Source organism: Winogradskyella wandonensis, from assembly GCF_004346845.1.
Taxonomy (GTDB): Bacteria; Bacteroidota; Bacteroidia; order Flavobacteriales; family Flavobacteriaceae; genus Winogradskyella; species Winogradskyella wandonensis.
In genome coordinates this window covers 89,102-103,408 of sequence record NZ_SMGI01000004.1, presented here as the reverse complement: position 1 = coordinate 103,408, position 14,307 = coordinate 89,102, and the positions used below count along the sequence as shown (strand labels likewise).

General features: G+C 36.6%; 8 protein-coding genes. 6 read left to right on the top strand and 2 right to left on the bottom strand.

Annotation, left to right across the window (positions count from 1 at the left end):
* Positions 1–77: 77 nt before the first annotated feature.
* Positions 78–1,622, top strand: coding sequence for a glycine--tRNA ligase (locus DFQ05_RS11310; protein WP_132705521.1), 1,545 nt, complete (start codon positions 78–80; stop codon positions 1,620–1,622).
* A 96-nt stretch (positions 1,623–1,718) separates the two neighbouring features.
* On the opposite strand, the gene DFQ05_RS11305 is transcribed toward DFQ05_RS11310, so the two are convergent.
* The gene (locus tag DFQ05_RS11305; protein ID WP_132705520.1) at positions 1,719–2,258 is read right to left on the bottom strand and encodes a DUF3575 domain-containing protein; all 540 of its coding nucleotides are present in this window, start codon (positions 2,256–2,258) and stop codon (positions 1,719–1,721) included.
* Between the two features lie 142 nt (positions 2,259–2,400).
* Positions 2,401–5,844 (bottom strand): hypothetical protein, encoded by a 3,444-nt coding sequence (locus DFQ05_RS11300; RefSeq protein ID WP_132705519.1) that lies wholly within the window; start codon positions 5,842–5,844, stop codon positions 2,401–2,403.
* 220 nt (positions 5,845–6,064) lie between these two features.
* Between DFQ05_RS11300 and DFQ05_RS11295 the strand changes: the two genes are divergently transcribed.
* The 5 genes from DFQ05_RS11295 to polA all read left to right on the top strand — a co-directional run bounded on the left by DFQ05_RS11295 (position 6,065) and on the right by polA (position 14,305).
* Positions 6,065–6,826 carry an exodeoxyribonuclease III gene (locus DFQ05_RS11295; protein ID WP_132705518.1) on the top strand — a complete coding sequence of 254 codons (762 nt, stop codon included), beginning with the start codon at positions 6,065–6,067 and terminating at the stop codon, positions 6,824–6,826.
* Between the two features lie 35 nt (positions 6,827–6,861).
* Positions 6,862–7,821 (top strand): OmpA/MotB family protein, encoded by a 960-nt coding sequence (locus tag DFQ05_RS11290; RefSeq protein ID WP_132705517.1) that lies wholly within the window; start codon positions 6,862–6,864, stop codon positions 7,819–7,821.
* Between the two features lie 206 nt (positions 7,822–8,027).
* The gene (locus DFQ05_RS11285; protein WP_132705516.1) at positions 8,028–9,065 is read left to right on the top strand and encodes an aldo/keto reductase; all 1,038 of its coding nucleotides are present in this window, start codon (positions 8,028–8,030) and stop codon (positions 9,063–9,065) included.
* 158 nt (positions 9,066–9,223) lie between these two features.
* Positions 9,224–11,377 carry a T9SS type A sorting domain-containing protein gene (locus DFQ05_RS11280; RefSeq protein ID WP_132705515.1) on the top strand — a complete coding sequence of 718 codons (2,154 nt, stop codon included), beginning with the start codon at positions 9,224–9,226 and terminating at the stop codon, positions 11,375–11,377.
* Between the two features lie 57 nt (positions 11,378–11,434).
* Positions 11,435–14,305 (top strand): DNA polymerase I, encoded by a 2,871-nt coding sequence (gene polA / locus DFQ05_RS11275; protein ID WP_132705514.1) that lies wholly within the window; start codon positions 11,435–11,437, stop codon positions 14,303–14,305.
* Positions 14,306–14,307: the final 2 nt, after the last annotated feature.

The following is a 14,307-nucleotide window of genomic DNA, read 5'->3' as shown; positions in this document are numbered from 1 at the left end:
ATGTAATACTTAATTTTTAAGTGACTATAAATAACAAAAAAGCGACGTTAATTCTGGCGGTTTTTTATTTTTGCAGAATGGCAAATAACGAAGATCAATTTAAAAAGGTTTTATCTCACGCAAAGGAGTACGGGTATGTATTTCAAAGTAGTGAAATTTACGATGGTTTAAGTGCTGTTTACGACTATGCGCAAAACGGTGTAGAACTCAAAAAAAACATACGCGACTATTGGTGGAAAGCCATGGTGCAACTAAATGATAATATTGTAGGTATTGATGCTGCAATCTTTATGCATCCTACAACTTGGAAAGCCTCCGGACACGTCGATGCGTTTAACGACCCATTGATTGACAACAAAGATTCTAAAAAACGCTACCGTGCCGATGTTTTAATCGAGGATTACTGTGCTAAGATTGAAGCTAAGATTGACAAAGAAGTTAAGAAAGCTGAGAAACGCTTTGGCGATGCTTTTAATAAAGAGGAATTTGTATCCACTAACGGCCGCGTTTTAGGCTATCAAGAAAAAATAAATACCATTTTATCTCGAATGGCAAAATCTTTAGAAAATGAAGATTTAGCCGATGTAAAAGCACTTATTGAAGAGCTTGAAATCGCAGACCCACTTTCTGGAAGTAAAAACTGGACAGATGTAAAGCAGTTTAACCTTATGTTTGGTACCAAATTAGGTGCCTCTGCAGATTCTGCTATGGACTTGTACCTAAGACCAGAGACTGCACAGGGTATATTTGTTAACTTCTTAAATGTGCAAAAAACGGGGCGCATGAAGATTCCGTTTGGTATTGCACAAACTGGTAAAGCGTTTAGAAATGAAATTGTTGCACGCCAATTTATCTTTAGAATGCGTGAGTTTGAGCAAATGGAAATGCAGTTTTTCATCAAACCGGGTACGCAAACAGAATGGTTTAAGCATTGGAAAGAAGCACGCCTTAAATGGCATCTGTCTTTAGGCTTAGGTGAAGACAACTACCGTTTCCATGACCACGAAAAATTAGCGCACTATGCAGATGCGGCTACGGATATAGAATTTAAATTCCCATTTGGATTTAAAGAATTAGAAGGTATCCACTCGCGTACCGATTTTGATTTAAAACAACACGAGGAATATTCAGGTAAAAAACTACAGTACTTTGACCATGAAGAAAACGAGAGTTACACACCTTATGTTTTAGAAACTTCTATTGGTCTAGACCGTATGTTTTTAGCTGTATTTTCTAACTCGCTTATCGAGGAGGAATTAGAAGATGGTTCTAGCCGTACCGTTTTAAAACTTCCAGCAGTTCTAGCGCCTGTAAAGGCAGCTATTTTACCATTGGTAAAAAAGGACGAAGGTTTGGTAAAACTTTCTAAACAAATCATCGAAGATTTAAAATGGGACTATAATGTGGTTTATGACGAGAAAGATGCTGTAGGTCGTCGTTACCGCAGACAAGACGCCAACGGAACACCATTTTGTATTACCGTAGATGGTGAAAGTTTAGAAAACAACACTGTAACTATACGCCACAGAGACACAATGGAACAGCAACGTGTTAAGATTGAAGACCTAAAATCCATCATAAAAAAAGAAGTCGATGTTAAAGAGTGGTTGATGAAAATGTAATAAAGCTATTTGTCATTCAGAGCGAAGTCCAAGAATGCAAAAAACAAAAAACGCCCAAACTTTTCAGTTTGGGCGTTTTTATAGTAAATATTATATCTAGAATCGATACCCTATCCCAATACTAATCTTACCAACGACATCGTCTATAAAGTCGTCTGCATTAATAATATTTCTTCCTACACCTAAACTTAATTCACCAATAAATCCACCATTAGTAACCCATTTGCCACCAACACCAATTCCTAATGCAAAGGCTAATTTACTTTCTTCGTTTATAACAACATCATTTCCGATAAAAATATCTGTCTGCTCATAAGCAGATAACATTCCAAAACCTTCGAGGAAAAATCCGGCTGCATATTTTTTACCAAAGTAAAAGCGATAATATGGTGAAACGTAATAGTTAATATCAGAATCTAATTCTTTATCAAAAGGCACCGCAAATGTCAATCCAATACCCGATTCTTCATTAAGCGTACGCTCGTAGGTAAGGTCTAAAACGCCGACCACAGCATAAAGTGCATTGAGTTTTAATTCATTAAAATTATCAGAAGTCGAGGTTGCCGATGCGTCGTCTTGTGCATTTACATTAAGCAATACACCTACCATACAAATAGTTAAAAGAAGTTTTTTCATTTTTTAATTGATTGAAATTAGTGGATTCTTACATCAAGAATCACACCACAAAGATGTAAAGTTTTAGAAAAGGTTGCTTTAAAACATTTATTTTTTTTGGAAACTAAGCTTGCCTGCCTTGAGCGTGGTCGAAAGGTCGAAGTTAAAAATACGCCTTTAACTGTACTGTTCCTGTATGTATAGTGTTAGAACTTTCGGTTTTTCGCCCAAAATAATTGAGGTTTAAGTCCAAAAATTTTGTCAATTTCTTTTGTGCAATGAGACTCCATGTAAAATTTTGTCCGGGTTGTAACCCTTCTAAAATCTGAAATGCCACTGGTGTGTTGGCATTGCCGACATAATCATTCTGAAAGTAATTAAACTCACCCGTCAAGGCTATTTTTTGTGCATTGTTATACGTAAATGAGAAGCCATAATTGTTCTGACTCAGTTCTTCAAAATTACCAATGGTATTTTTTTTGTTTGTAAATTGGTAAAACACATCAAACTGCGCATTTTCATTAAAAATATAGGACAATTTTGGTTGAAATTGTGTTTCGTCAATATTAAAATTTCGATTGGTAAAACTTTCATTTTCGCTTCTTGTTTTACTTAGACTTCCCTCAGTATTAATTAACCAACTTTTTGCAAACTTGTGGTTAAAATTTAGTTGATGACTTCGCAAGCGGCTTTGCTGTGCACCAATGGATAATAAGGTCTGGCTTTTGTTGGTTAAAAAAGTGTAAGAGGTTGTGTAACGCTGTTTTCCGCGATTAAAGAATAAGACATTTCTAAGATTAAAGTTTAAGCCTAGGCGATTGGGGTCGCTATCATTACCATCGCTCAGGGCTTCAAACGGATTTAGATTAAAATCGCTTCCGCTTCTACGTAATTTGTTATCTACTAAAAACGACGTCTGATTATAAAAATGTGACCAAAATTTCTTCGTTTTCTGTTCTGACGAATTCCATGATTGCGGATTAAATGTTACCGTCTGGCTAAAGCGATTTTGATGTGTTTGCACAAACACCTGATTAGGTAATAATACCCTGATATAGTTACCTTGGTCTGCAAACTGTGCAACCTCAAACTCGCCTAATTCTTGGATACCATTTTCGTTATAATCTATCCATGTAAAATTGCCCTGACCAGCTTCGACCTCAACAAAGGTAAAGTCTTGTTGCGGCAAAGTACCCGAATTTGTCTCGTAGCTCGTGTTTAGCAAAACCACATTTTTAAACAAACGCTGATTGTAATTTAATCGACTGTTTAAAGATTGCTCATCTTGGGTTGAGACATCCGTGGCCTTTAAATTTCTGTAATTAACAAACAATTGAAGATTGGTTGTTTTACTCTGAATTAATCGTGACTTTAAATAATAGGTGTTTGATGTATTTACACGTTGCAAGTCATTATTCCGCAAACTGTCATTTACACGATTGATGTAACCTAATTCTACAAATACCTTTGTACTATCACCGATACCTGCAAAGGCTTCGTACGATGTGAATTTTTGACTTAATGACGTAAGTAAATCTGTTGCAATTTCAGTTTGTTGATTATCTTCTAAAGCTACTTTTCCACCTGCCCATTTGTTCCCTTTACCGTAAACCACACGATTAAAAGAACGTAAAAATTTAGATTTATTTATTGTGGAATTACTTGTCAGCGCACTAGATTTTGAGAAAATTGAAAAATTTCCCAATCGCAAATCAGCGTTAAGGTTATGACGATTTCCATTAAAGGTCTCCGAATAATTTAGATGTTCAAAATTATAGGCCATGCGTCCCTTTTTATAATGAAACACTTGCAATCCAGAATTAAACAATAACTGATTTCCCAAGCTTAAGTTGCCTTGATTGGTCTGCGGCGTGTCTAAATTCCAATCTCTAGAAAACTCTGGTCGGTACAAACGTTGCACTGTCCTAAAATTGTCTTGTAAATAATCCACATCCGCCAAGGCAGAAATATTCCAAGTGCTATCTCTTTTTATAATGTTTTGTTGCAATTTTAATTTGCCGGCAAAGCCATCGTTATTACCATCATCTATACCAGAAAATAGATTTAAGTCGTTTTTACTTCCTGCTAATTCAAAAAATAAATTGGTCGTCTCCGTTGGCGTATAAGTACCATTAAGCGTAGCTATTTGCAAACGCTCTGGTGCAATTAGCTGAATGATAGGTTCAAAATTTCCTTGAGGAATTCCTGCTATTGGCGGTACATACTCGTAAATATTTGCCACCGTACTATCGTTACTCAACACATAGTTCCCTTGATTATCACCAACCAATGTAAACCGAACGCCAAATAATTGGTCATTTGGGTCATTAGAGAACACAAAGATTTCTTCGGTGCCAAATAGCTCTTTTCTGTATAGAATTCGGTTTTCCGAAAATTCTTCTTCAACCGCAGATGGCGCTGTCATTAAACTTCTATCGTCACCTGCATTTGCCAAAATTCCAACTTGCTCCGTAGATAAATTCTGCTGTAATGGCTGATTTTTAGCGTCACTTTCGGAATATAACGAAAGATTGAGTTTTAGCTTTTCACTTTCATAATTGCTTCCGCCATAAACAGTAAATCGCGAATAATTTCTATCGCTAAACTGATAATCAACCGTAATTCGCATTTCAGAAGTTATGGGAAATGTAGAGTTGAAAATGATTTCACCAGCATTATAATCTATGATATAATCTTTATTTTCACCACGTTCTAGCGGCAAGCCATTAACATAAACCGTTTCACTTCCTGAGACCACAAGCACAAACAATTCGCCATTTTGGCCACGTAATTTATACGGACCTTGATTGCCTTCCTGGGCCGTAAATTGGCTAGTTGTAAACTGCCCACGCACTAATGCTCCAGAAGCAAAAACTGTTGTCTTTTCACTCAAGTTAGCGTTTACAAAAAGACCTTGTACTCGCTTGCTAAATCCGTTAAAATAGCTGGTGATATTCATCAGGTCAATATCACCAGCTCTTATGCGCCAATCTTTGCTAAATAGTTCTATAAAAATTTGGTCAAACTCATCTAAGCGTTGCGAAAATCCGCTTTCTTGCAACGGAATATTAGCATCTTGTATAGACGCTCTTAGTGATACGTTTTCACTTAACTTTCCAGAAATCTGAAGGTCTAATTCACTGTTGAGAACCGAGTTTTGATTGTTGCCAATGGTAACACCACGAGAAATACTTCCAGAAGTCGTAAGCCCATCAAAAGGGATAAAATTAGAATTGCGTTTTGTATTTTGAAGTTGATATAACTTCTGACGCGCCTCTGTATTTTCTACGATAATACTTTTATCGAGCTGTTTATATGTTTTTGTAATAAAGTCTGGATAGCGCAAATACTCCACAATAACCGTATCTAACGTTTGAAAATTCTTTAACCGTAAAACAGATTTTGAAAAATCTATGGTATACAAATTAGAATCTATGATGCGTCCAGATTTAGTTTTCACTTTAAAAAAAGAAGAGTTAATGCTTACAGAATCGATTTTTATAGAGTCTTTTACCGCAATCCTTTTAGTTATATAATTACTCTTTCGCTCTTGCGAAAACACAGAGAGTGTAATAAAGAAAACTAAAAGAGTAATTAATTGTCGCATACAGAAACCTAACGCCTTTATTTAAGACATATTTCACAATAAAAACGCCTTGTAAAAGTACGGTATTATTTATTTTTGGCTAAATGGGAATTATGTCTCCTCGAGCGCAGTCGAGAGGTTTTTAATATTATTTCAATTTAATAGTTCTCGACTGCGCTCGAACAGACAGTATTTATGTTTAACACTTAAAATGAAACTTCCGCTTTTGCGCAAGATAAATATGAAAATAGCATCATACAATGTCAATGGCATACGTGCCGCTTTGAAAAAAGGATTTATAGATTGGTTAGTAGCCACAAACCCAGACGTGATTTGTTTGCAAGAAACTAAAGCCCAAGAAGACCAACTCGATTTGCAAGAATTTGAAGACGCTGGCTACAAATACAATTACTGGTTTAGCGCACAAAAAAAGGGCTATAGTGGCGTAGCTATTTTAAGCAAAACCGAACCTAATCATGTCGAGTTTGGTACTGGTATTGACCATATGGATTTTGAAGGTCGTAACATCCGTGCCGACTTTGATAACGTATCTGTTATGAGTTTGTATTTGCCGTCGGGTACAAACGATGCACGTTTGGACTACAAGTTTCAATACATGGATGAGTTTCAGGATTATGTAAACGAATTGCGAAAAGACATCCCGAATTTGGTCATTTGCGGCGATTATAATATTTGTCATGAAGAAATCGATATCCACAACCCCAAAATGAAAGGTGTTTCAGGGTTTTTACCAGAAGAACGCGAGTGGTTGGGCAACTTTATAGATAGCGGACTTATAGATAGTTTTAGATATCTAAATCCTGAATTGCAAAAATTTTCGTGGTGGAGTTATCGTGCCAATGCGAGGGCTAACAATAAGGGTTGGCGTTTGGATTATGCGTTAGCTACAGAACCTTTACAAGAAAATCTAAAACGCAGCGTTATACTTACCGAAGCAGTACATAGCGACCATTGTCCAATATTGCTCGAATTAGAATTTTAAAAATTTTCACAATCAAACCCAAATACAACCATTTTATGATTAAAAAAATCTCAATTTTAGCCTTAAGTTTAGGTCTATTTTCATCGTGTGTGTCTAAAAAAATTTACACAGATTTAGAAGACAAATATGCCGATTTAAAAAAAGAACATCGTCAACTTTCTGAAGAAAATCAATCACTTTCTGATGCCAAAACAAAGCTTGAGAATGATTTAGAAAAATTGCAAAAGGCATACGAAGGTGCTATTACTGAACGTGACCAATTAACCACAGAATTAGCAGCAACAAAAACCAATCTCGAAAACTTAAAAGCGTCTTACAACGCTTTAGAAGAGCAAAGCTCTGCATCCATCGCTGCAAACTCTAAAAAGAATCGCGAACTATTAGCGCAATTAGAAGCAAAAGAGCAAGCCTTAGCAGCAGAAAACGACCGTTTACAAAAATTGCAAAGCGAATTAGAAAATCGTTCTAAGCGTGTGGCAGAACTTGAGAACGTTATAGCTAGCAAAGACGCTGCAATGACCAAATTAAAAGAAGCTATCTCTAAAGCCCTAACCAATTTTGAAGGCAAAGGATTAACCGTTGAACAACGTGACGGAAAAGTCTACGTATCGATGGAAAATAAATTGTTATTTGAATCAGGAAGTTGGTTCGTCGGTGCCCAAGGAAAACAAGCTGTAAAACAACTTGGCGAAGTGTTAGCCGACAATCCAGAGATTGCTATTTTAATTGAAGGTCATACAGACAACGTACCGTACAAAGGCAATGCGCAATTAAGTGGCAACTGGGATTTATCTACCAAACGTGCTACAGCAATTGTAAATATTCTACGCGAAAACGCTTCCATTAACCCAGAAAATTTAACCGCTGCCGGACGCGGCGAATATGCTCCGATAGCTACAAATGAAACTGCTGAGGGTCGCGCAAAAAATCGAAGAATCGAGGTAATCCTGACGCCAAAATTAGATGAGATATCGAAGTTGTTGAATGAGATATAAACAAACCATTTTGTCCTTCTGAACTTGATTCAGAATCTTTTCTTCCGAAGATTAACATACATTTAGACCTTTCTAGTTTTACCAACCTGAAAGGTCTTCTTATTTTTGTTAAATATTAATGTCGGGTTGAGCGCAGTCGAAACCTAAATGAGAGAGTTATTAATGAGACCCTGAAACAAGATCAGGGTGACAAATTAAAATTTGCCATGAAATACACCAACCTACCACATACGGACATAAAAGTTAGTAAAATATGCCTTGGCACAATGACTTGGGGAAACCAAAACACCCAAGACGAAGGTTTCGCACAAATGGATTTAGCCTTAGATAAAGGCGTTAATTTTTTTGATGTGGCAGAGCTCTATCCTGTGCCTGCTACAGCCGAAACTTATGCCGAAACCGAGCGTATTATTGGTAACTGGTTTGCAAAAACAGGCAATAGAGACAAGGTAGTTTTAGCAACAAAAATAGCTGGTCCTGGCGACTACACAGCACATATTAGAACGACTGGTTTTAGTAAAAAAGCATTAAATGAAGCCGTTGAAGGCAGTTTAAAACGACTAAAAACAGATTACATTGACTTGTACCAGTTGCATTGGCCAGAACGCGAAACGAACACTTTTGGGCAACGCGATTATAAGCATAATCCTAATGACAAATGGGAAGATAATTTTAATGAAATTCTACACAATCTAGATAAAATTGTAAAGTCGGGAAAAGTAAGACAAATAGGAATTTCGAATGAAAAGGCTTGGGGAACAATGCGCTATTTGCAAGAATCTAAGCAGCATAATTTACCAAGACCAATTACGATACAAAATGCATATTCATTATTATGTAGACCGTTTGAAGGCGATTTAGCAGAAATTGCACATCGCGAAAATATTGGTCTATTGGCATACTCGCCTATGGCATTTGGCGTACTTTCCGGCAAATACATTAAAGGAAATGCGGCAGATAATGCACGTTTAAAATTATTTCCACGTTTTGCAAGATACAGTAGCGAGCAAGCTACCGAAGCGACAAAACGCTATTTAAAAATTGCCGAGGACAACAATATGTCTTTAGCGCAAATGTCTCTCGCTTTTGTTAACGAGCGTCCGTTTTTAACAAGTAATATTATAGGCGCAACCAATTTAGAGCAACTAGAAGAAAACATTGACAGCATTAATATCTCATTAAATGACGATGTTATGAAAGCTATTAATAAAGTGCATGCTTCAATTCCTAATCCTGCGCCTTAAATCAAAAATTTCGGAATTCATAAAACACAACAATAAATGTTGGGTTTTTTGTTTTGATAAAGACCACATAACTATTTAACAATCAATTTTATATAAACGAAAAATTATTTAAAATTAATTTAATTTTTATTACATTGAAGGTCTAATTCATCCAACCAATGAAACACTTTTACTCCTATCTATTATTCCTTTTTACCATATCTAGCTTTGCCCAACCTACAAACGAGACGTGTGCAACTTCTGAAAATATTTTGGTAGAACTTACATCCAATTCTTACACTTTTGATATCAATTCTGCAGCATTAATTAACGAAGAAGGATGTCCTGGTTCTACCACAGATTATGCCGACGTGTGGTTTGACTTTTCAATGCCAGTTGATGGAAATGTTTACATAGAAGGCAGCATAAATTGGAATAACTTTGCCTTATACGATAGTTGCGGTGGCTCTTTAATTCAATGCGGATTTGGTAATCAGTTTTATAACAACCTCTCGGCTTCAACGAATTATAAATTAAGAGTGTTTAGACCAAGTTCAACGGCCTCAAATACAGGATTTCAGAGTTTTAGTATTGTTGCCTTTGAACAAACAACTAATGATACCTGTACCAATGCCGAAAACATTACTGTAACAACTACACAATCTACCGTGAACTTTGATATTGGCGGCTCTGATATTAATAATGAAGAAGGTTGTTCAGGAACAACAAACGATTATGTAGATATTTGGTACGACTTTACTATGCCTTTTAACGGAAATCTTTTCGTTGATGCATCCATTAATTGGAATAATATTGCACTCTACGATGCTTGTAGCGGCACCGAAATAAACTGCGGAAACACCAATTTATTTACGCAAAACTTAGTCACTGGCACAAGCTATAAACTTCGAATTTTTAGAACTGTGGCTAATGCCGATAATAGCTTTAACAGCTTTTCCATTAGGGCTTTCGAAGAGGCTACAAACGATGATTGCGTAAATGCAGAAAATTTAACGGTGACTACAAGTGCAACGACCGTAAATTTCAATATCGGTGGTGCAGATATAAATAATCAAGAAGGCTGTTCTGGTACAACGAACGATTATGTAGATATTTGGTACGATTTTACGATGCCCTTCAATGGAAATCTTTTCGTTGATGCTTCTATCAATTGGAATAATATTGCACTTTACGATACTTGTAACGGCACCGAAATAGACTGCGGAAACACCAATTTATTTGCGCAAAACTTAGTAGCTAGTACTAACTATAAACTTCGAATTTTTAGAACTGTGGCTAATGCCGACAACAGCTTTAACAGCTTTACCATCAGGGCTTTTGAAGAAGCTGCTAATGATAATTGCGTAAATGCAGAGAATTTAACGGTAAGTACAAGCACATCTACTGTAGATTTTAACATTGGTGGCGCTGATATTAATAATGAAGAAGGTTGCACCGGTATCACCAACGATTATGTAGATATCTGGTACGACTTTACAATGCCTGTAAATGGTAATTTACAGATAAGTGGCGCTATTAATTGGAATAATTTTGCATTGTACGATTCCTGCAGCGGTACAGAAATTAATTGTGGTAACACCAATTTGCTTACCGAAAATTTAACGGCTAACACCACGTATAAGCTCCGTGTTTTTAGGACGGTCGCCAATGCTGACAACAGTTTTACTAGTTTTACTATACAAGCTTTTGAAATTATAAATAACGATGATTGTGCCTCTGCCGAAACTATAAATGTATCGTCCACAGAAACCACCGTGTTTTTTGGCATCGGTGGCGCTAACTTAAACAATGAGATAGGTTGCGATGGAACAACTGCCGAAGATTATGCCGACGTTTGGTATGAATTTACAATGCCAGAAGATGGTGATGTGGCTGTAAATGGCAATATTGCTTGGAACAACTTTGCACTGTATGACGCTTGTAATGGCAATCAACTAGACTGTTTTTCGGCGTCAGGAACTTTTACTGGCCTTTCAAATGGCACAACATATAAATTAAGATTATTTAGAACAGCCGCAACTGCACCAAACGATAGTTTTAAAAGCTTCAGCATCGTTATAAACAACACATTGAATACTCAAGATTTTGGAACAGAATCTATAAGTGTATATCCTAATCCGGCATCTAGCACAGTTTTTATAAATACAAACGAAACCATAAATAAGCTTCAATTATTCAATTTGCAAGGTCAAAAAATAATAGAAGTCGATAATAGAGATAATATGGATGTATCTTTTTTAAAATCTGGAATGTACATCCTAAATATATTTGTTCAAGACTCACGTATTTCAAAACGTGTAATCATCAACTAACATATTATAAATTTCCTTTTAAGTTTTGTAGTTTTATAGACTTCAAAATTTAAAAAAATGTCCGACCAAAAACGTCTCTTCTTAGTAGATGCCTACGCACTCATTTTTCGTGGCTACTACGCTTTTATAAAAAACCCAAGAATTAACTCTAAAGGCGAAGATACCTCAGCCATAATGGGCTTTATGAATTCGCTTTTAGACGTTATTAAACGTGAACGTCCAGACCATTTGGCCGTTTGTTTTGACAAAGGCGGAAGTGCTGACCGTGTAGAAATGTATGAAGAATATAAAGCCAACCGAGACGAAACGCCTGAAGGCATCCGCACCGCAATTCCGCATATTTGTAATATTCTCGAAGCCATGCATATTCCAATTATGGTTAAAGAAGGTTACGAAGCAGACGATGTTATAGGAACTTTATCACGCCAAGCCGAAAAAGAAGGTTACAAGGTCTTTATGGTCACGCCAGATAAGGATTTTGCACAACTGGTTACAGATAACATTTTTATGTATCGCCCTGTTTTTGGTGGTGGTTACGAAACTTGGGGCATACCCGAAGTACAGAAAAAATTTGAAGTCGAAAGCCCTTTGCAGGTTATTGACTTCTTAGGTATGATGGGAGATTCTTCAGATAATATTCCTGGATTACCTGGAGTTGGAGAAAAAACAGCAAAAAAATTCATCCAACAATTTGGAAGTATGGAAGGTCTGCTAGCCAACACAGACCAGCTAAAAGGTAAAATGAAAGAAAAAGTTGAGGCTAATGGTGAGCTAGGATTGTTGTCAAAAAAACTAGCAACCATAATGCTCGATGTTCCTGTAACATTTAATGCCAAAGATTTTGAACTCGACCATCCAGATATTGAAAAAGTTAAAGAAATCTTTCAGGAATTAGAATTTAGACGACTCACGGATAATTTTCTTAAGACATTCTCAGAAGACGCTTCTGTTTCTACGAATAGTAATGCTGTCACTTCGAGCGCAGTCGAGAAGTCTTCAAGTTCATCTTCTTCTTCTTCAAGTTCTACGAATGCCGGCGCAGGACAATTTTCATTATTTGGCACTTCGAGTGACCTCAGCGACCAAAATGAGCAAGGAGGCACGTCTTATCAGCGTAAAACAGCAGAAACCACGTCACATTTTTATCAAAGTGTTGCGCCTGGAATGGCAACCAAACTCTTTGTAAAAAACTTATTAAATCAAACTTCGGTTTGTTTCGATACAGAGACCACCAGCCTTAATCCATTGACCGCAGAACTGGTTGGTATTGCATTTTCTTGGGAAGCAGGAAAAGGATTCTATATGCCATTTCCAGAAAATAAAGCCGAGGCTCAATCTCTTATAGAAGACTTACGTCCGTTTTTTGAAAACGAAAACATCGAAAAAATTGGTCAGAACTTAAAATACGATATCAAAGTTTTAGCCAAATATAATATTGAAGTAAAAGGCAAATTATTCGATACCATGTTAGCGCATTATTTGATTAATCCTGATATGCGTCACAATATGGATGTATTGGCAGAAACGTATCTTAACTACACCCCAATTTCTATTACAGAACTTATTGGAAAAAAAGGAAAAAATCAGCTTTCCATGCGCGATGTGCCGTTAGAAAAGCAAACCGAATATGCTGTAGAAGATGCGGATATTACACTGCAACTGAAAGAGCATTTTGAAAAAGAGCTAGGTGAAGCTAACTCCCAAAAGTTATTCGATGATATCGAAGTGCCACTGCTGCGTGTTTTGGCGGATATGGAATTGGAAGGCATCAACCTAGATAAAGACTTTCTGAATTCTCTTTCTGAAGATTTAAATAACGACATTGCTTCATTAGAAAAACGCATTTTTGAAGCTGCTGGAGAAGAATTTAATATTGGCTCGCCAAAGCAATTGGGCGTTATTCTTTTTGAAAAATTAAAGTTAGTCGATAAGCCAAAAAAGACCAAAACTGGTCAGTATTCTACCGCAGAAGATGTGTTGAGTTATTTGGCAAAAGACCATCAAATTATTCAAGATATATTAGACTATCGCGGGCTTACTAAATTAAAAAGTACTTATGTTGATGCTTTACCTACTCAAGTGGAAGAAAGTACAGGTCGCGTACATACCGATTATATGCAAACCGTTGCTGCAACGGGGCGTTTGAGTAGTAACAATCCTAATCTTCAGAATATCCCAATCCGAACTGAGCGCGGTCGTCAAGTCCGTAAAGCCTTTGTACCACGAAACGAAAATTACACACTTTTAGCCGCAGATTATTCTCAAATAGAATTACGAATTATTGCGGCCTTAAGTGAAGAAGAAACCATGATTGAGGCCTTTAAAAATGGTGAAGATATACATGCCTCAACAGCTTCAAAGGTATTTAATGTGCCAATTTCCGAGGTCACTCGAGAGCAACGAAGTAACGCTAAAACCGTTAATTTTGGAATTATCTATGGCGTTTCAGCATTTGGATTAAGTAACCAAACCAATCTCACCCGTTCTGAATCGAAGGAATTAATTGACACGTATTACGCCACATACCCAAAGCTTAGAAACTACATACAAGATCAGGTAGATTTTGCAAGAGATAATGGTTATGTACAAACAGTTTTAGGACGCCGTCGTTATTTAAAAGACATCAATTCACGTAACGCTGTGGTGCGTGGTGCAGCAGAACGTAATGCTGTAAACGCGCCAATACAGGGAAGCGCTGCCGATATTATTAAAATTGCGATGATAAACATTCATCAAAAATTAAAGGAAGGCAATTACAAATCGAAGATGCTACTTCAAGTGCATGATGAATTGGTTTTTGATATCTACAAACCCGAATTAGAAGCTATGAAATCCCTCATTAAAACTGAAATGGAAAACGCCTATAAGCTTTCTGTTCCGCTTGATGTCGATTTAGATATTGGTGATAATTGGTTGGAGGCGCATTAAAA